This is a genomic window from Ensifer sp. 38_S197 (assembly GCF_056924495.1).
The window spans coordinates 2,589,180-2,609,116 of the sequence record NZ_JBXOVZ010000002.1; the positions used below are offsets into that span (position 1 = coordinate 2,589,180).

At 60.3% G+C, this 19,937-nt stretch carries 11 protein-coding genes and 1 pseudogene; 7 read left to right on the forward strand and 5 right to left on the reverse strand.

Annotation, left to right across the window (positions count from 1 at the left end):
• Positions 1-6: 6 nt before the first annotated feature.
• From AC1Z3V_RS25665 to AC1Z3V_RS25680, 4 genes are read left to right on the forward strand one after another with little or no spacing between them, the layout of a single operon-like run.
• On the forward strand, positions 7-3,522 hold the full coding sequence (locus AC1Z3V_RS25665; RefSeq protein ID WP_483502465.1) for a protein NO VEIN domain-containing protein: 3,516 nt from the start codon (positions 7-9) through the stop codon (positions 3,520-3,522).
• Positions 3,523-3,532: 10 nt separating this feature from the next.
• Complete coding sequence (locus tag AC1Z3V_RS25670) at positions 3,533-5,164, forward strand: hypothetical protein (RefSeq protein ID WP_483502466.1); 1,632 nt, start codon at positions 3,533-3,535, stop codon at positions 5,162-5,164.
• A gap of 7 nt (positions 5,165-5,171) precedes the next feature.
• The gene (locus AC1Z3V_RS25675) at positions 5,172-7,967 is read left to right on the forward strand and encodes a DUF1156 domain-containing protein (RefSeq protein ID WP_483502467.1); all 2,796 of its coding nucleotides are present in this window, start codon (positions 5,172-5,174) and stop codon (positions 7,965-7,967) included.
• A 13-nt stretch (positions 7,968-7,980) separates the two neighbouring features.
• A complete protein-coding gene (locus AC1Z3V_RS25680) occupies positions 7,981-11,277 on the forward strand; it encodes a DUF499 domain-containing protein (protein ID WP_483502468.1) in 3,297 nt (1,098 codons plus the stop codon).
• A 392-nt stretch (positions 11,278-11,669) separates the two neighbouring features.
• Here the strand turns inward: AC1Z3V_RS25680 and istB are convergent, their stop codons facing one another.
• Complete coding sequence (istB, locus tag AC1Z3V_RS25685; protein WP_483497768.1) at positions 11,670-12,446, reverse strand: IS21-like element helper ATPase IstB; 777 nt, start codon at positions 12,444-12,446, stop codon at positions 11,670-11,672.
• 17 nt (positions 12,447-12,463) lie between these two features.
• Positions 12,464-14,017: an IS21 family transposase gene (istA, locus tag AC1Z3V_RS25690; RefSeq protein ID WP_483497769.1), complete on the reverse strand. Its 1,554-nt coding sequence runs from the start codon at positions 14,015-14,017 to the stop codon at positions 12,464-12,466.
• Between the two features lie 245 nt (positions 14,018-14,262).
• Here istA and tnpA point away from each other — a divergent pair, with 245 nt between their 5' ends.
• From tnpA to tnpC, 3 genes are read left to right on the forward strand one after another with little or no spacing between them, the layout of a single operon-like run.
• Positions 14,263-14,706 (forward strand): IS66-like element accessory protein TnpA, encoded by a 444-nt coding sequence (tnpA, locus tag AC1Z3V_RS25695; protein ID WP_483502469.1) that lies wholly within the window; start codon positions 14,263-14,265, stop codon positions 14,704-14,706.
• Positions 14,703-15,050: an IS66 family insertion sequence element accessory protein TnpB gene (gene tnpB, locus AC1Z3V_RS25700; RefSeq protein WP_006957496.1), complete on the forward strand. Its 348-nt coding sequence runs from the start codon at positions 14,703-14,705 to the stop codon at positions 15,048-15,050. The genes tnpA and tnpB overlap by 4 nt, the downstream gene beginning before the upstream one ends.
• Before the next feature lie 51 nt (positions 15,051-15,101).
• Entirely contained in the window at positions 15,102-16,664 is a 1,563-nt protein-coding gene (gene tnpC, locus AC1Z3V_RS25705) for an IS66 family transposase (RefSeq protein WP_483502470.1), read from the forward strand.
• Positions 16,665-17,003: 339 nt separating this feature from the next.
• Here the strand turns inward: tnpC and AC1Z3V_RS25710 are convergent, their stop codons facing one another.
• From AC1Z3V_RS25710 to map, 3 genes and pseudogenes are all read right to left on the reverse strand, one after another.
• On the reverse strand, positions 17,004-18,257 hold the full coding sequence (locus tag AC1Z3V_RS25710) for a tyrosine-type recombinase/integrase (RefSeq protein WP_483502471.1): 1,254 nt from the start codon (positions 18,255-18,257) through the stop codon (positions 17,004-17,006).
• A gap of 165 nt (positions 18,258-18,422) precedes the next feature.
• A pseudogene (locus AC1Z3V_RS25715) lies at positions 18,423-19,091 on the reverse strand (JAB domain-containing protein); the annotation flags it as partial.
• Positions 19,088-19,927, reverse strand: a complete 840-nt coding sequence (map, locus tag AC1Z3V_RS25720) for a type I methionyl aminopeptidase (RefSeq protein ID WP_483502473.1) — start codon at positions 19,925-19,927, stop codon at positions 19,088-19,090. The pseudogene AC1Z3V_RS25715 and the gene map, both read right to left, overlap by 4 nt.
• Positions 19,928-19,937: the final 10 nt, after the last annotated feature.

The following is a 19,937-nucleotide window of genomic DNA, read 5'->3' on the forward strand; positions in this document are numbered from 1 at the left end:
CGACTGATGGCGGCACGGCTTGAGGAGGTAAAGAACGGCGCATCCGTGCGGGGCGTGGCCTCGGCGCAGGCCGTGCATGTCGTTTCGGTCGACTGGATCGGCGATCAAGCGATCAGCGTCGTTTACCGCGATCACAATGGCGCAATAGCCGAGGCTATTCTTTACCGGGACGACGAACATCGTCTTGAAGTCGAGCAGAACGGACGGCCCTGGTCGTTTGACGCCGATGGCGCGCTGTTGCGCCTGGTGACGGAGGCCAACCGCATCAAGCTGGCGCATTATTTCGACCCGTATCTGGCGATCCATACGAGCTTGGTCGATCCGCTGCCGCACCAGATTTCGGCCGTCTATGGCGAAATGCTGCCGCGTCAGCCGCTTCGCTTCCTCCTTGCCGACGATCCCGGCGCCGGCAAGACGATCATGGCCGGGCTGCTGATGAAGGAACTGATCGCTCGCAGCGATCTTGAACGCTGCCTCGTCGTCGCTCCGGGCAGCCTGGTCGAACAATGGCAGGACGAACTCGGCCAGAAGTTCAATCTCGAATTCGACATCCTCTCCCGCGACATGATTGAGAATTCGCGTTCGGGCAACCCGTTCAGCGATCGGGATCGGTTGATCGTCCGTCTTGATGTGCTTGCGCGCAACGAGGAGCTTCAGGAGAAGCTCATGAGCGCGCGCGAGTGGGATCTGATCATCTGCGACGAAGCGCATCGCATGTCGGCCACCTATTTCGGCGGCGAGGTCAAATATACCCGCCGCTATCAGGTCGGTCAGAAGCTCGGCCAGGTCTGCCGACACCTGCTGCTCATGTCGGCGACGCCACACAACGGCAAGGAGGAGGATTTCCAGCTTTTCATGGCGCTGCTCGATGGCGATCGGTTCGAAGGTCGCTTCCGAGATGGCGTCCACTATGCAGACACCGAAGATATGATGCGGCGGCTGACCAAGGAGGAATTGCTGAAGTTCGATGGCCGGCCGCTCTTCCCCGAACGGCGGGCACGCACCGTCAAATATCAGCTCTCGGAAGGGGAGGCTGCGCTCTACACCGCCGTCACCGAGTATGTGCGCACCGAAATGAACCGCGTGCAGCGGTTCGCGGAGGGTGATGGGAAGAAGCGCAACAATGTCGGCTTCGCCTTGCAGATACTCCAGCGACGTCTCGCGTCTTCGCCGGCCGCCATCTACCAGTCCCTCAAGCGTCGCCGCGAGCGGCTGGAGGGCGAACTGGGCGAGGCGCGCCTTGCCGCCAAAGGTCGCAGGGCCGGCATGGGTGAACCGGCGGTCAACGCCGACATGCTGCGCAACATCGAGGAATATGGTCAGGAGGAGATCGACGAACTTGAGGATCTGATCTCGACAGGCGCGACGACGGCCGAGACCGTTGAGCAACTGGCCCTGGAGGTGGAGACGCTGAAGGGCCTGGAAACGATGGCGCTCGGTGTGCTGCGCTCGGGCGTGGATACGAAGTGGAGCCAGCTCAATCGCATCCTCGACGACGATCTCATGATCGATGCCGCTGGCAATCGCCGCAAGCTGATCATCTTCACGGAGCCCAAGGATACGCTCCACTACCTCCTCGACAAGGTGCGGGCGCGGCTCGGCAATCCCGAAGCCGTTGAAGTGATCCACGGCGGCGTGTCGCGCGAAGAGCGTCGCAAGGTCGTTGAACGCTTCATGCAGGACAAGGACATGCTGGTCCTGATTGCCAACGACGCGGCCGGCGAAGGCGTGAACCTTCAGCGTGGCCACCTCATGGTCAATTACGATCTGCCATGGAACCCGAACAAGATTGAGCAGCGATTCGGCCGCATCCACCGTATCGGCCAGACCGAGGTTTGCCATCTCTGGAATCTCGTCGCGGCCGATACGCGCGAGGGCGAGGTTTATGCCCGGCTTCTCGAAAAGCTGGAAGCGGCGCGCGAGGCGTTGGGCGGCCGGGTCTATGACGTGCTCGGCGAGTTGTTCGACGGTGTGGCGCTCAAGGATTTGCTGTTCGAAGCGATCCAGTATGGCGAGAAGGAAGAGGTCAAAGCGCGCTTGTTCCAACAGGTCGATGGCGCCGTCGATCAGGCGAACCTGCTTGAGTTGCTGCGCCGCCGTGCACTGACCAATGACACCATGCCGGAAGCCAGGGTCGAGGAACTGCGGCTTGAAATGGAGCGCGCCGAGGCGCTGCGTCTTCAGCCGCACCACATCCAGAGCTTCTTCGTCGAGGCGTTCCTGCATCTGGGCGGCCGGATCAAGCGCCGCGAGGAAGGGCGCTGGGAGGTCACCCATGTGCCCGCGCGTATTCGCGAGCGGGATCGTCAGATCGGGACCGGCGCGCCGCTCCAGACGCAATATGAGCGCATCTGCTTCGAGAAGGACAAGATCAACCAGCAGCCGGTCGCGGCCTTCGTCTGCCCCGGCCATCCGCTGCTCGAAGCTGTGATCAGCCTGATCCGCGAGCAGTATGAGCAGATCATGCGGCAGGGCGCGATCCTGGTGGACGATACCGACGCCGGCGACGCGCTGTCGGCGATCTTTCTGCTGGAGCACACCGTCCAAGACGGCCGCGTCACCAGCGTGGGCAAGCCGCATGTGATTTCGCAACGGCTCCAGTTCGCCGCAATCGATAAGGCCGGGAACACCGTCAACGCCGGCATCGCGCCGCATTTGAATCTGCGACCCGCTAAGCCGGAGGAGGTCGCCAGCGTGCGTGACCTGCTGGACGAGAGCTGGCTGACCACAGATCTGGAGAAGGCCGCGATCCGTTTTGCGACGGTCGAGTTGGCCCAGGGCCATGTCGCCGAGGTCAAGGCGCGGCGCCTGCCCGAGATCGAGAAGGTCGAGCAGGAGGTTCGCGCGCGGCTCAAAAAGGAGATCAACTACTGGGACTCGCGCGCCTTCGAGCTGAAGGAAGAGGAGCGGGCCGGCAAGAAGACGCGGGTGAACTGGCAGAACGCCCAGCGCCGGGCAGAAGACTTGGCGGACCGGCAGAAGCGCCGCATGGACCAACTCGAGCGAGAGCGGTTCATCTCATCGCAGCCGCCGCGAGTGCGGGGCGGTATGGTCGTCATCCCGCGGGGCCTGCTCGAGGCACGCCAAGTACCGGACACGGCGGTGGGGGTTCCGAGCCACTTCTCCGAAGATCCAGAAGCACGCCGTCGGATCGAGCTTGCGGCGATGGAAGCCGTCATGGCGGCCGAGCGGGCGCTCGGGAATGAGCCGGCCGACGTCTCTGCCCAGAAAATCGGTTACGACATCGCTTCCCACGATCGGAAATCGGGGCATCTGCGCTTCATAGAGGTCAAGGGGCGCATCGACGGCGCAGACAGCGTGATGGTCACGCGGCAGGAGGTCATCACCTCCCTGCATGAGCCGGAGAAGTTCATTCTCGCCATCGTTTCGGTCACCGGCGGTCTCGCCCATGCGCCGCGTTATGTACGCGGCCCGCTTGTTGAGCGTGAACCGTCATTCTTGGAAACCGCAATACAATTCGATTTGCGCCGCTTGCTGGAGCGGACCTCTGAGCCGACATGAAGGGGACACGATGAAGCAGGCTGTAGAGCATATTTCCGGCGAGGATGCTGAACGACGTATTTTCGTTCAGATATCTTCTCAGGTCGGACTTGTTGTTAGGGGCAATAATGTTTTTCGAACGCTACAAGAGAGGGTCCTGAAGTGGGGGTTTGACCCCGGTAGGAACCTCAGGAACATTCCCGCGGGCGCTTGGGAAGGCGAGACGTTCGAAATCGATCAGGACAATTCCGAACAAGCTGAGGCTGTCAAGCTGGACCAGCCTCGGTATTGGGCTTTTCGACTGCGAGAACGTTTGAAGGATACATCACGTATCTGGACGACCGAAGTTGGTATCGCTGAACGTGGCCCGACCGAGGCAGTGATTGGTGTGCGACTTATCTGTGCCCAGCGCGGAAACGCGGAACCTATTCCAAGGTCAATACCTAGTTTTGTACGTGGTATAGCCTTCACGCAAAATGCCTTCCTTGATGGGCGTCACACATCCGCTGACCCTTGGGTCGTGGACACAGATCAGGGCGTCGACGAGTTGATCGCATTCTTGGAAGCGCCTAACCGACATCATCCGGTTGTCGTCTTCGCTACGCCCGAGGGTGGCGAAAACCCGGATGAAACTGCAATCCCAGTCCGTCCTTTCATTCGTAAGGTGGTTGGTTTTGCACATGCAGTGATTCTTACCTCTGACGCGGCATTTGCCCTTACGGACCGCCTTGGGCGTGAGTTTTCCGTGTATCGTCAGGCAGTTAGAACCTATAATCCCGGCTTCGATCCCTCATCTGATCTCCCAAGCGATCATCCGCTTGCCTCAGCGTCGCGCATAGCCGATTGGGGCGAAAGCGACGACTTCACTTTCACAGATTTTCTGGTCGAGCAGACGCTCCGCATCACGCGGCCACGAGATGTGTTGGAACGCGAGCAGCCGTCGTTCCAGCACATCAAACGGATTGCTGCACAGCAGGCGCGCGAGAGCGCATCGGCAGCGGGACAAAGTGAAGCGGAAATTCTGCGGTTGGTCGATGAGGAACTGAAGGCCGCAAAGCAGGAAGTGGAAGCCAGTCTCGAATTGGCTCTCAATGCCGACGCCGAGCGCCAGCAGGCGACCTCGGAGCTTCGACAGATCAAAGCAAGCTACATGGCGCTGCAGCAGCGTCTGGATGCTCTTCTTGCTGAGGGTAAAGCGAACAATGTCTTCGAGATCCCAGATACCCTTGACGTAGTCGAAAACTGGTCGCGAACCCATCTGAGCGGCCAAATAGAATTGCATCCACGAGCAATGAAGGCCCTACGCGAATCGAATTTCAAAGATGCAGCGTTTGTCTACAAAGTGCTTCTTATGATGCGCGACTATTACGTTCCAATGCGGCGCATAGGAGGAATCGAATACAAAAACACCTTCGATCAGAAGTTGGCCGAGTTAGGATTGGAAAATACTCCATGCTTTTCGCAGCAGAATAAGGCTAAGCAGTTCGGTGGCGAGTATTTTGTCCGATACCAAGAATCCAAGAGGGAGCTGGATTGGCATTTGAAGGGAAGCGATAGTCGCGACGGAAGGCTGGGCTTTCGGCTTTATTATTTTTGGGATGCTGAGACTGCCCGTGTTGTCGTCGGGTATCTGCCTGGGCACCTGAGCAACGACATTACGTAGAGGCAACATGACTTATAAAAAGAAACTCATCGAAGTCGCGATCCCGCTTGAGGCGATCAATGCAGCCTCTGCACGGGAAAAGTCGATCCGGCATGGACATCCGTCCACGTTGCATCTGTGGTGGGCGCGGCGGCCGTTGGCTGCTTGCCGCGCGGTGCTGTTCGCCCAGCTTGTTGATGATCCGTCGAGCGACCTCAAAAAATTCCCTACGCATGAAGCGCAGGAGGCCGAGCGCAAGCGGCTGTTCGGTATCATTGAAGATCTGGTTCAGTGGGAGAACTCGACCAATGAGGAGGTACTGGAACGCGCCCGCGCTGAAATTCGCAAGAGCTGCGGCGGCGAGCTGCCGCCGGTCTATGATCCATTCTCGGGCGGCGGGTCGATCCCGCTGGAGGCGCAGCGCCTCGGACTGCCCGCCTATGGCTCAGACCTGAACCCGGTCGCGGTGATGATCGGCAAGGCGATGATCGAGATCCCGCCCAAGTTCAAAGACAAGGAACCCATCCACCCCGGCGCGAAGGACCGGCATTTCTACCGCAATGCCGAGGGTCTTGCCGAGGACGTCAAATACTATGGTGAATGGATGCGCGAAAAGGCGTGGGAGCGCATTGGGCACCTCTATCCGCAAGTGGAACTGCCGAAGGTGTATGGCGGTGGCAACGCGACAGTGATCGCTTGGATCTGGGCGCGAACGGTGCCCAGCCCCGATCCCGCGTTTGCCAACGTCCAGGTGCCGATCGCATCAAGCTTCCTGCTGAGCACGAAGACGGGAAAGGAGGCTTGGGTCGAGCCTATCGTTGATAAACAGGCCAAGACCATATCCTACCGTATTAGGCATGGCGGCACCAAGGTCGAAATCGCGGTAGCCAAGGAAGGGACCAAGGCAGGCCGTGGCGCGAATTTCCGTTGCCTTATGTCTGATACGGCAATTACCCCTGACTATGTGAAGAGCAACGGACGCGCTGGCAAAATGGGCCAAACGCTGATTGCTATTGTTGCAGAAGGCAATCGCGGCAGAGCATATGCTTCGCCGACAGAAGCGCACGAGAAACTCGCCTTGTCAGCGAAGTTCGATTGGAAGCCAGAAACCAGCCTGCCGAATGATCCTCGTAATTTTTGGACTGTAGATTATGGGCTGACGACGTTTGGAGATTTGTTCACCAGCCGGCAATTGCTGGCCCTAAATACATTTAGCGACTTGGTTCACCAAGCAAGATTGCAAATCGCCGCTGATGCCTTGGCTCTTGGCTTGTCGTCGGATGACACGCCGCTTCGCAATGGTGGTCAGGGCGCTAAGGCTTATGCTGAAGCCGTGAGTGTTTATCTGGCATTTGCGGCAGACCGTGCTGCTGATGCGTGGAGCGCGCAGGTAAGCTGGAGGAATTCCGTTGAGGCATCGCGCAGCACCTTTGCCCGCCAATCCTTGCCGATGGTTTGGGACTACGTGGAGCTGAATCCCTTCAGTTCGAGTAACGGAAACTGGATAGATGCTTCTGTAGAGTGGGTTTACAAAGCGCTGAGTGCATTCTCGCCCGCATCTTTTGGATTCCTGTCTCAGGGAGATGCTCAAACTGTTCGCTATCCTGGGCCATCGGTTATTTCGACAGATCCACCATATTATGACAACATTGGCTATGCTGATTTATCTGACTATTTCTTTGCGTGGTTGCGCCGTCATCTTAGGGACGTTTATCCGGAGTTGATGGCCACGATTGCTGTTCCGAAATCCGAAGAACTTGTAGCGACCCCGTATCGCCATGGTGGGCGAGAGAGCGCTGAGCAATTCTTTCTAGAAGGTATGAAGCTGGCCGTAAGTAATATGGCAGAGCAAAGCTCAGTATATTTCCCAACCGCCATCTACTACGCCTTCAAGCAAAGTGAGGTCGAAGACCAGGGCGTTGTTTCAACAGGTTGGGCAACCTTCATTCAGGCGGTTATCGATTCCGGTTTTGAGATCAATGCGACATGGCCAATGCGAACCGAGAAGCCGGGCCGAATGATCTCAGTGGGAACGAACGCACTAGCAAATTCTGTCGTTCTCTCTTGCCGTAAGAAGGAAGCTACCGCCGAGGTAATCACCCGCGCCGAGTTCGTTCGCTCACTGAAGCGTGAATTGCCACCCGCAATCTCCGAGCTTCAGGCAGCAAATATTGCTCCCGCCGACATGCCGCAATCGGCCATCGGCCCCGGCATGGGCGTGTTCTCGCGGTACAAAGCTGTTCTCGAATCCGACGATAGCCCGATGAGCGTGAAGACTGCGCTTCAGCTCATCAATCGGGAACTCGACGAATATCTGGGTGGCATTCAGGGCGAGTTTGACGCGGACACGCGGTTCGCTATCACCTGGTTCGAGCAGAACGGCATCGGCAAGGGCGACTACGGCGTTGCTGACAATCTCGCCCGTGCGCGCGGCATCTCGGTCGATAGCGTCAAACATGCCGGGATCGTAGACAGCGCTGCCGGCAAGGTCCGCATCCTCGCACGTGATGAACTCGATCACGATTGGGACCCGGAAGAGGACCGCCACCTGACAGTGTGGGAGTGCCTCCAGCACCTAGTCCGGCAGCACGAGAAGGAAGGCATTTCCCATGACACCGCCGTCCTGCTGAAGAAGATCAACACCCAGGCCGAGGCAGTGAAAGATCTTGCCTACTGCCTCTACGACATCAGCGCCAACAAGCGGAAGGATGCGAAGGAGGCCACGGCTTACAATGCCCTGATCGCCGACTGGACGGAGCTGACGAAGGCTGCGGCAGCTATCCACGACACGCGCGGGAATCGTCAAACCCGCATGGATATTTGAGGGGGAACGGGACGTGGCCAAAAGTACGCGCCAATATGTGTTTGAGGGTATGGAACTGCTGCCGTCGGCGCTGATCCCCTTCGTAGAAAAGAGACTGGAAACCTCCCTCAAGGGACACTGGCAAGTCCAGGTTCTGGAGAAGCTGCCGAGCCTACGCCCCAACAGCAATGGCGAAGTTGGTTGGGATCAGGCCGCGCTGTTCAACGCGATGGATCGCTTCTGGACCGAAGCGTTCAAGGCCGTTCTCGGCCGTGCCGAGCGGTCGCTGGTCAACGAGTTGGGAGACGTCCGCAACAAGCTCTCACACAACGAGACGTTCACCTATGACGACGCCGAGCGGGCGCTCGATTCCATGCGTCGGTTGATGGAGGCGATCAGCGCCGGCGAGACGGCCGAGCAACTCGGCAAGATGCGCGACACCATCCTGCGCACGAAGTTCACCGAGTTGGCGCGTAATGAAGAGCGACGGAAAACCCAGCGACTCGAAATCTCGGTCGAGACCGTGGCCGGCCTGTTGCCGTGGCGGGAGGTGGTCGAGCCCCACCAGGATGTCGCCACCGGCGAGTTCCAGCAGGCGGAGTTCGCGGCCGACCTCGCCAAGGTTCATTCCGGCAGCGCGCCGCCGGAATATCGTGATCCGCGCCAGTTTTTCAGCCGCACCTATCTGACCGAGGGCTTGAGCGCGCTGCTGATCGGCGCCGCGAAGCGGCTGTCCGGCAGCGGCGGAGATCCCGTCGTCGAACTGCAAACCAATTTCGGTGGCGGCAAGACGCACTCGATGCTCGCCCTGTACCACATGGCGGGGCCGACGCCGGTGCAGGACCTGTCAGGCCTGGATCAGTTGCTCGACAAGCTCGGCCTAAGCGTGCCGAAGAGCATCAATCGAGCGGTGCTCGTTGGCACGTCGCGGGGGCCACAGGACGTGTTGAACGCCGACGGAGGCCAGAAAGTCCGCACGACCTGGGGCGAACTGGCCTGGCAGCTCGGTGGCGCCGACGCCTTCGCCATGGTGGCCGAGAATGACGCCAGCGGCATTGCGCCAGGCTCGAACCTGCTGGAGGCGCTGTTCAAGAAGTACGCGCCGTGCCTGATCCTGATCGACGAATGGGTCGCGTACCTGCGGCAGATCTACAAGGTCGAGGGGCTGCCTTCGGGATCGTTCGACGCGAACCTGTCCTTTGTCCAGTCGCTGACCGAGGCGGTCAAGGCCAGTCCCGGCACGCTGCTGGTCGCCTCCCTGCCAGCCTCGCAGATCGAGGTGGGCGGCGAAGGTGGTCAGGAGGCGCTGGCTCGTCTCAAGCAGACGTTCAGCCGCGTGGAATCATCGTGGAGGCCGGCGAGCCAGGAAGAGAGCTATGAGATCGTCCGGCGGCGGCTGTTCAAGGACATCCCCGGCGACAAATTCCATCACCGTGACAACACGCTGAAGCAGTTCGCCAAGCTCTATCGGGAGAACGCCAACGATTTCCCACAGGGCTGTGCGGATGAGGACTATCGCCGCAAGCTGGAAAAAGCCTATCCGATCCATCCCGAACTGTTCGACCAGCTCTATACGAGCTGGGGGTCGCTCGAAAAATTCCAGCGCACGCGCGGCGTACTGCGCTTGATGGCGCAGGCCATTCACGAGCTTTGGATGAACGCCGACCCGTCGGTGATGATCATGCCGGGAAGCGTGGCCGTGAGTTCACCGCGCGTGGAGCCGGAATTGCTCCACTATCTCGACGTGAGCTGGCAGTCGATCATCGCCGGTGACGTCGATGGCACTGCGTCCACGCCTTACAAGGTCGATCAGTCGGCGCCGAACCTGAACCGCTATTCGGCGACTCGTCGGGTCGCCCGCGCGATCTTCATGGGAACCGCGCCCACTGCGCAGCAGCAGAACACTGGCCTCGACGACAAGCAGATCAACCTCGGTGTCGTGCAGCCCGGCGAGCGCCCGGCGATCTTCGGAGATGCGCTGCGCCGGCTGACCAACCAGGCCAAGTTCATGCATGCCGATCTTGGCCGGTACTGGTATTCGATGTCGGCGAGCCTCAATCGCATCGCGGCGGACAAGGCTGCGCAGATCGAGGCGGCCTTGGTCGACGTGACGATTGACGCCGAACTCGGAAAATATGTGAACGGTCTTGCGGATCGCGGGCATTTCGATGCCGTGCAGGTGGCGCCGGCCTCATCGGCCGAAGTCCCCGATGAGGCGGGCGGTGTGCGCGCCGTCGTGCTGGGCGTCAAGCATTCGCATAACGGGCGCGATGGCTCGGATGCGCTGGTCGAGGCGAAAGACATCCTCATGCAACGCGGAAGCACGCCACGTGTCTATCGTAACATGCTGGTGTTCATCGCCGCGGAAACCCGCCAGCTAGATCATCTGAAAGACGCCGTTCGCGCTTCTCTGGCTTGGGGCGAGATCGTCCGCGATACGGAGCGGCTCAACCTCACCCAGAGCGACAGCGCGCTTGCCAAAGCCAAGCTTGCCGAGGCGAACGAAACAATGAAGACGCGCTTGAAAGAGGCGTGGTGCTATCTGCACTATCCGGTTCAGGAGAGCGCCCAGGCCGATTGGGAGTGGCAGTCTGGCAAGATCCCCGCTCAAGACGGGCTGCTGGCGCGGGCGAGCAAGAAGCTGGCGGCTGAAGAAGGTTTACTCGGCGAACTGGGGCCGTCGCGCCTCGATCGCGATCTGCAGAAATACATCTGGAACGACAAGCCTCACCTGTCGCTGAAGGATCTGCGGGAATATCTCAATCGGTACATCTATCTGCCTCGCCTGCGGGGCCAGGATGTCCTCGTCAAGGCGGTCCAGTCGGCTGTCAGCGGCATGTTGCCCGGTCCGTTCGCTTATGCTGAGCGATGGGACGAGAAGTCGGACACCTATCTGGGACTGGCGATCGAACGCGTGGTAAACGCTGTAGTCGTGATCGACAGCGACAGCGTCATTGTGAAACCCGCTGTGGCGGAGGCCCATCGTCCTGTGCCCACCCCGTTCGTTTCGGGCGACACGCCCACGGGGCCTGGTGGCGGCGCGCAACCCATCGGCAGTTCGCCAGAGAGCGATGGACCGGCTGCGCCGCCGGTAGAAAGAAAGCCAACGCGGTTCACCGGTGCGGTGATGATCTCGCCGGAAAGACCTGCGAGGGACATCCATCAGATTGTTGAAGCCATCGTCGAACAGTTGACAACGCTACCCGGCAGCGAGGTGAAACTTCGACTGGAAATCGATGCGGAGGTCCCCTCGGGTCTCGATCGTGCGAAGGTGCGCACCCTTATCGAGAACGCAAACACCCTCGGATTTACGGAAAAGTCTGTGGAATAAGAAGCGAACGACGTTCTCTGAGATCTGAGGCAATTCACTATCGTCGCTCCAAGATTGCAAGCTGCTCGGGCATTTCGAGCGGCTTGATGGCTGTCGGTGGCCTGATAGTCGTTTCCTTTTGGAGTTGTTGGTGAGAACGTATCAATGACCTCCTTCGGCAACGCCGGCGGCCCGCATGGCATCACCCAAGGAATGACCGTCGATCTGGCAGCGGGCGATCACGCGATCAAAGGATGTGACACGCCCGCTGCGTAAGCGGGGCCTGAGGGCCGCCTTGCGCGGTGCCTGCGGATTTCGGATTAACGGGACACCGATTCCGGTAAATCGCGGACAGTCGTTTCATTAATTCCCGGACAGTTTCACGGGATCGACTTTCGTCCGCCTGGTTGATGTCAGCGGCTATTGATTTCGTCGTTTTGCGTTGTGGTCAAGAGCAGCCGTGATTTTGGTTTTCGCATGCTGTCGCCTTCGAGGGCAATTCGATGGGCGTTGTGAACGATACGATCGAGAATAGCGTCGGCGATCGTCGGCTCGCCGATCATCTCATGCCATTGGGCGACCGGCAGTTGCGCGGTGATGAGGGTCGATTTCCTGCGATAGCGCTCTTCGAAGATTTCCAGGAGATCGCGCCTCTGCTGATCGGTGAGGGCATGCGTGCCCCAATCGTCGAGGATCAGCAGTTGGACGCGGGCGAGCTTGTCGACCAGTCGTGGGAAGCGGCCGTCGAGACGGGCGAGCGCCAGATCTTCGAAGAGCCTGGGCATGCGGACATAGAGAACGGAATAGTCGAGCCGCGCGGCCTGTCGTCCGATGGCGCAGGCGAGCCAGGTTTTGCCTGTTCCCGTTTGTCCGGTGAGGATCAGATGTTCATGGGCTTTGAGCCAGGCTCCTTGCGCGAGCGAGAGGATTTGCCGACGGTCGAGCCCCCGTGTTGCGGCGAAGTCGATGTTCTCGATACAGGCGTCGGGGAAGCGCAGTTTGGCGGTTACCAGCCGATTGGTCAGGCGCTTGTCGGCACGAACGGCGATCTCCCGGTCGAGCATCAGGCCGAGCCATTCATCGCGGCTGAGATCGTTGCCCTGCGGCTGGTCGCTCAGTTCGCGATAAGCTGTCGCCATGCCGGACAGGCCGAGCGCGATCATCTGGTCGAGGGTTGGATGAGTGAGCATTGAGAGGCTTCCTTTCTTCACTGGTAATAGGAGCTGCCGCGGATGTTGTTGTGTGGAGGAGCGGGCTTAACCGGCTCGGCGGCGGGCGGAGCCTGATCGAGACCGGATTTGAGGATGGTGCTGACGGACGAATAGCTGAGCGCATTGATCGTCAGCGCCCGTTCGCATGCCGCCTCGAGACGCTCGGGGCCGTAGCGACGCGAGAGTGACAGAACGCCCTGCGCGGCGCGGTATCCCTGCTGCGGATGCGGCCTGTCGCGCATCAGCCGCTCGACCAGAATCGCCGTATTGCCGCCGACCTTCGCGGCCTGCTTGATCAGGCTCGCCGGCGTGGTGTTGGCGTAGTGCTGATGCGTCTTCGGCATGTGCTCGCTGACGGTGACGTGCCCGGCGCGCTGCGAGGTGCGGCGGTGGCTGGCGACACGCTTGTGATCGTGGAAGACTTCGACGATCCGGGAGGTCAAGCGAACCTCGACCTGCCGGCCGATCAGGCGATGCGGCACAGAGTAGAAGGCCTTATCGACCTCGACATGGTAGTCGGGATGGACCTTCGCCGATTTCCATTCGGCATATTCGAAGGCGGTTGCCGGAAGCGGCGCAAGTGCCGCGCGTTCGATCTCCTCGAAGAGCCGACGCCGGGACTTGCCGATGCGGCGCATCGGCCGATTGTTGAGATCGTCGAGAAGCTGGCTGATCCGGATGTTGAGGTCGGCAAGGCTGAAGAAGTGCTCGTTGCGCAGCCGCGCCAGGATCCAGCGCTCGACGATGAGGACGCTGCCTTCCACCTTCGCCTTGTCCTTTGGCCGTTTTGGACGAGCAGGCAGGACCGTCGTGTCGTAATGCTCGGCGAAGGCCGCAAACGTCGCGTTGATCGTCGGCTCGAACCACAAGGGCTTGGCAACGCCCGCCTTCAGATTGTCGCAGACGATGGCTTTCGGCACGCCGCCGAAGAAGCTCAGCGCCCGTTGCTGGCCCTCGATCCAGTCCGGCAGCCTCTGGCTGAAGCTCGCATAGGCAAAGGTCAAGAGCGACGCCGGCAGCACCGCGACGAAGATCTGCGCCGGCCGGATCTCGCCGCTTAGAGGATCGATGATGGCCACGGTCTGTCCGGCATAATCCGTCTGTATCGCCGCGCCGGCGGTGTGGCGATTGCGGAAAGTCGCATTGGCTCGCTGTTCGAAAGCGGCAAACCGCTCGCAGAACCATGTGTATCCATAGCCATTCGGGTGCCGCTCGCGATATTCCTGCCATAGCAGTGTCAGCGTCACCCCTTTGCGCTTCAGCTCGCTGGCGATGTTCGCCCAACTGGGCTCGTCCAGATCCTGCGGCGGCCGCCCGCGGCGGTGGAACAGGCGACGCTGCAAAACGGCGTCGTCATCAAGGCCGGGCGGCAGGGGCCAGCATGACAGACCCTCTTCCCGAGCCCGCAGAAGGTAGGTCGACACGGTCGTTTTGCTGATCTTCAGCCGTTCCGATATCGCCCGAACAGAAAGCCCTTGTTCGTGCGCCAGTCTCAAAATCGATCGAATGTCCTTCACACTCGTAAGTCTCGCCTGCTTCCGTCTCGCCATTCACCCCACCTCGCTCAAATCGAGGTGCAGAATGACAAAGACGGCGCGGGCGAAAGTCGATCTTTTGTCGCCGAGAAAACTGTCCGGGATTTACCGAAATCGCTGTCCGGGAATTAGCGAAATCCCTGTCCCGGATTTAGCGAAAACGCTGTCCGCGATTTAATGGAATCGCTGTCCGCGAATTACCGAAACCCGCACGGTGCCCATTCGCCGGGATGATTGCCGCTCTTTTAGGGAGGTGGCGGGTGTCGGACGAGATCGAGGTTTCAGCAAGCGAACGGGCGAGTAGTCATATGAGTAATCGTATGAGTAGTCGGATGGAGGTCGTTAGCCGGGTGTCGGGTCGGCGGCGGTGGACGGTAAAGCAGAAGCTATCCGTGCTGCGGGATGCATTCGGCCCGGAGGGCTGCGTGCGTACGGCCTGTGAACGCCATGATGTCGGCAGCGGCTCGATCTACACTTGGCGGCGCCAGGCGATGTCCGGTGAGCTTGCCGGGGTTCGCAAGTTGGCCGAGCCGGCATTTGCGGAGGTGCAGATCAGCGAGCAGCCAGCCTTGCCTGCCCCGACAGTTGCAGCGAGCAGCGGCGGCGTGATTGGCATCGAACTGCCGTCTGGTATCAGGGTGAGCGTGGATGCCACGGTCGATGCCGATGCCCTGTCACGGGTGATCGGTATCCTGACGCGATGATCCCGCTGCCGCCATCGACGCGGATCTTCCTGGCCTGCGGTGCGACCGACATGCGTAAGGGTTTCGACGGCCTGGCGGTGATGACGCAGCAGGTTCTGGAGCAGAGCCCCCATTCCGGTGCGCTGTTCGCTTTCCGGGGCAAGCGCGGCGATCTGGTGAAGCTGCTTTGGTACGACGGCCAGGGCATGTGTCTGTTTTCCAAGCGGATGGACCGGGGGCGCTTCGTGTGGCCGTCGACCAAGACGGGGTCGGTGGTGATGACGGCGGCGCAGCTTTCGATGCTCTTGGAAGGCATCGACTGGCGGCGACCTGAACGCACTTTCACTCCTTCATTGGCGGGGTAAAACGCCCATTTTCTGGTGCTTTTATTAGCGTTTCGACCATCGATCTGCTATATGATCGTGGTGTCGGACGCAGGCCTTTCCACCCCTGATAAAGACGCTCGGATCGCCGAGCTTGAAGCTGCATTGGCAGCTGCCCACGCCGATATTTCCGCCCGCGACATCCTGATCGATACGCTGCGCGTGCAGATTGCGCGCCTCAAGCGGATGCAGTTCGGCAAGTCGTCCGAGAAGCTCGATACCCAGATCGCTCAGCTTGAGCTGGCGCTCGAAGAACTCGAAGGCGAGGCCATCGTCGCCGCCGCGCGTCGAGGCGATCCAGTAGCCGTCGATCGGCCATCACCGGTTCGGACGCTGCCAGCTCATCTGCCGCGCGAGGAGCAGCGGATCGAGCCCGAGCAGGGTAACTGCACCTGTCCCGACTGCGGCGGCGCGCTGCGGCCGCTGGGGCAGGATAGCGACGAGATGCTCGATGCCGTGCCGGTGCAGTGGCGCGTCGTTCGGACCATCCGCCCCAAATATAGCTGCCGGGCGTGCGAGAAGATCGTGCAGGCGCCCGCGCCGGTGAAGGCGATAGCGCGGGGCAAGGCGACCTTCGGCACCCTGGCCCATGTCGTCGTCTCCAAGTTCGACCATCACCTTCCGTTATACCGCCAGGCCGAAATCATGGCCGCGCAGGGCATCGAGATCGACCGCTCGACGCTGGCAGGCTGGGTCGGCCAGGCATCTGTCCTGCTCGATCCGATCATCAACCGCATCCGCGAGGTCGGACTGACCGCTTCAAAGATCCACACCGACGATACACCGGTCCCCATGCTCGATCCGGGACGTGGCAAGACGGCAACCGGCAGGCTCTGGGCCTATGCCGTCGACGATCGGGGCTGCGGTGCCATGACCCCGCCGCTGGTCTGGTATGAGTTCACCACCGACCGGACAGGCGCACATCCCCAACGGCAGCTGGCCAGTTTCACCGGCTATCTTCAGGCGGACGGCTATGCCGGATACGACAAGCTCTACGACACCAACCGCGTCACCGAGGTCGCCTGCTGGGCGCATTTCCGGCGCAAGATATTCGACATTCATGCGACCAAGCCGACACCGCTCACCACTGATCTGCTTGAACGCATCGGTCAGCTCTATGAGATCGAGGCGGAGGTTCGCGGCCACCAGCCCGATATCCGACGACGAAGCCGACAGGACCGCACCAAGCCGCTGATCGACGAACTGCGCCAGGCGCTCGACGATGCCCTGCGCCGCCTTTCGCCCAAATCCGAGATGGCCAAGGCCATTGCCTATGGTCGCAAGCGCTGGGTCGCTCTGACGCGCTTTCTCGATGATGGACGTCTGGAAATCGATAACAACATAGCCGAGCGCGCCATGCGCTGCGTGGCCCTGGGTCGCAAAAACTGGTTGTTTGCAGGTTCAAAAGCAGGCGGTGATCGCGCAGCTGCCATCTATTCCGTCATCGAGAGCGCCAAACTCAATGGCCTCGAACCACAGGCCTATATCGCCGACGTCATCGCCAGGATCGCTGGCAACTGGCCTGCTACCCGCTGGGATGAGCTCATGCCGTGGAACTGGCGGACCGATCAGCAACCGATCGCCGCAGCCGCCTGATCTGCGGTCTCCAGGCCCCGCTTACCCCGCTGCGTCCGCGCTCGGTTCTGCACAGTACGGATCGACCGAAAGCGATTCGGATGAGCGCTTGTTTCGCCGCTTCACCCGCGGGATCGTGCAATTCCGGTGCGTTGAAGTCAGCGAGACGAACCTCGACCCACTCTCCAGGCCTATTGGTTTGCCCAACGCACAGGCTATCGCCATCCCCCACGTACCGTATCGTGCCGGTGAAGGTCGCGTCGGGTTGCTTCGGGAGAGGGCCTTCACAGGGATCGGCCGCGGCTGAGGTGGCGAAACCAAGTGACGCGAAAATCGCGGCGGCAAGGAGTAAGCACTTGTTCATGCTGCCTTCCTTAGGGCGCGGCTACCCCGCTTTTGGGCCAAAAGTGCGCGGACGAATTTATCCCACTTGACCATGGCGGCTCGCTTCTCGGGCATATAGTTCCAGCGGTCGTAGCTCTTTGAGCTGACGTCCTGAAGAGTGTGATTTTGGAGGCGATCACGGATTTCCTTAGAAAGTCCCGCTTTGCCAGCCAGCGTCTTCCAGGTTCTACGTAAGTCCCGGTTGGTGACATATGGGATCACCTCACGGTCACGCTGACGCCACATGAAGGAATAGAGCGTGCCATGGCTGACGGGCTTCGATGGATCCTTCGCCGAAGGGAAGAACCAGCCGTGAGCGTTGGGTGTGATGGACTCGATTAGGTCGGCAGCGGCGCTGGGCACAGGGATGGCATGGGGCTTACCATTCTTTGTCTTGGACCAGTCGATTATACGTTCTTTGGCATCCCACTGATCGATATGCAGCCGAGCAATCTCCTCCACGCGCTGGCCGGTCAACATGAGAATGCGGACAGCTCTGGTGTAGGGCGGATGGACAGGAGTGTCGGGGCACTCGAGCCACCGATAGAGACGCAGGAATTCCTCCTCATCCAACCAGCGCGTCCCGACCTTCTTAGGCTCCGTCGGGATGCCCGCCGCAGGGTTGTAGACGAGGCGAAAGCGTCGAGAAGAGGACGATCGATAGTCGTGCTCTGATTTCAGGCCCCAGCTATAGGCGGATCGGATATAACTACGGACGTGATCAGCCATCGATCGCTTTCCACGTTCGTAAATGGGGCGGATTACGTCGGTAATTTCCTCAGGATCGATATCGCGCGCGGGACGGTTGCGTCCGAGTATATCCGCGACTTTGTTCAACCCTTTTTCGGCTTCCTTCCAGGAAGGCTTTCCCGCTTCCTTGAGATGGGCGACATAGGCTTCGAAAAGGTCTGCGACTGTGCCTGGCCGCGTGTCTCCGGCGATCTTGATACTGCGACCTTTCTGGATCACGTCGGCAAAATCGCGCTGAAATACCTCTCGCGCCTTCGAGAGGGGCATCGCGGGATATGACCCAAGCTTCTTCTTGATCCGCTTTTGGTCACGCCACTGCTGAGCCATCCAGTCCGCCGTCACGCGGGTTGGCATCGGCTTCATGACCAGAACCAGGCGACCGGTTCCGTGTCCCTCGCCATCGACGAGGCTAAGTTGTTTGCCAGTCTGCTCTACCTGTTTAAGGGCGCGGCGAATTTCTCCATCTGTAAGGCTTGGCACTGGGGTCTCCCGTCGGCTTCCAAGTGGGGTCGCCAGACGGTTTTGTGGGGTCGGCGACTGGGGTCAAAAAGGGCTTCGATCCCCTTAAAACCGACCCCAATATGCCATGATATCCGGGGGCACGACAAGACAGAAAATCATTGTGTTTCAATGGTGTTGAGCGTGATCCAGCGTGATCGAAATGGGGGTAGTGGGATGGTTATGGACGAGAATAATCGCGGTCGCGGAGAGTTCGAGTGCGCGCTTGACCACTTCACGCGGATAGACCGGCGTATGGTCGATCGTGCCCGTCTGCTGCACCTCGTCGGCGATCAACGCGTTGCGCTTGTCGAGAAAGAGGATGCGGAACTGTTCCTTGGTCTCGTAGGCCATTGCCGCATGGCAATAATCAATGACGGCGCTCCAGGAGGAGAGAAGGTGCTTTTGCCGAAGCTCGCTCTTCAGGGTGCGGTGACCGATGGTGGAGATCAGCTTGAGATCGAGAGCAACGGTCTCGCCGATACCGTCCACCTCCTGCAACAGCCCGATCGGTGCGCCGAAGACGCCGGCAAGCGTTCCGAAACGGCTGATGAGGGCCTTGGCGATCGGTTTGGTATCCTTGCGCGGGATCAGCCGAAACAACAGCATTTCCAGGATTTCGTAGTCGGCAAGCGCCGCGTCGCCGTGCTGGCGATAGCGCGCCCGCAACCGATCGCGATGGCCGTGATAATGCGCTTCGGGTGCCGGCGCCTTCTTGGGCGCAGATTCTCTGTCCAATTGCAATTGCGGAAAAAACGTCCTTTCGTCCGCCGACAGCGCTTCATCGCCCTCAGGGGAGATCGGACGCTTCGTCATGCGGCGCCGACGTTGTTGAGGCCCGGCTTGAACAGGCCGGCGGGCGACAGCGTGAAGATTTCGCATCCCTCGGCGGTCACGCCGACCGTGTGCTCGTATTGCGCCGAAAGCGACCGGTCGCGGGTAACGGCGGTCCAGCCATCCGAAAGCACTTTCACATGCGGACGGCCGAGATTGATCATCGGCTCGATGGTGAAGATCATGCCCTCACGCAATTCAGGGCCTTCATTGGCGCGGCCGTAGTGCAGGATGTTCGGCGCATCGTGAAAGAGCTTGCCAACACCGTGGCCGCAGAAATCGCGCACCACCGAGCAGCGCTCCGCTTCGGCATAGGTCTGGATCGCCTCGCCGATGGCGCCGGTGCGTGCGCCCGGGCGTACGGCGGCAATGCCGCGCATCAGGCTTTCATGGGTGACGTCGAGCAGCCGCTCGGCCGCGCGCTTGATCTCGCCGACCGGATACATGCGGCTCGAGTCGCCATGCCAGCCATCGACGACATAGGTGACGTCGATATTGACGATGTCGCCTTCGCGCAGCGGCTTGTCGTTGGGAATCCCGTGACAGACGACGTGATTGATCGAGGTGCAGGAGGACTTCGTGTAGCCACGGTAGTTCAGCGTCGCGGGCAGGGCGCCATTGTCCATGCCGAACTCGAAGACGAAGCGGTCGATCTCATCGGTCGTGACACCCGGTTGAACGCGCGAGACGAGTTCGTCGAGGCAGCGTGCCGTTAGCTGGCAGGCCGTGCGCATGCCCTCGAAACCTTCCGGTCCGTAGAGCCGGATAACGCCGGTGTTTTTATAGGGGGCAGACCCTGCCTCGATGTACGTCACCATTCCAAAGCTT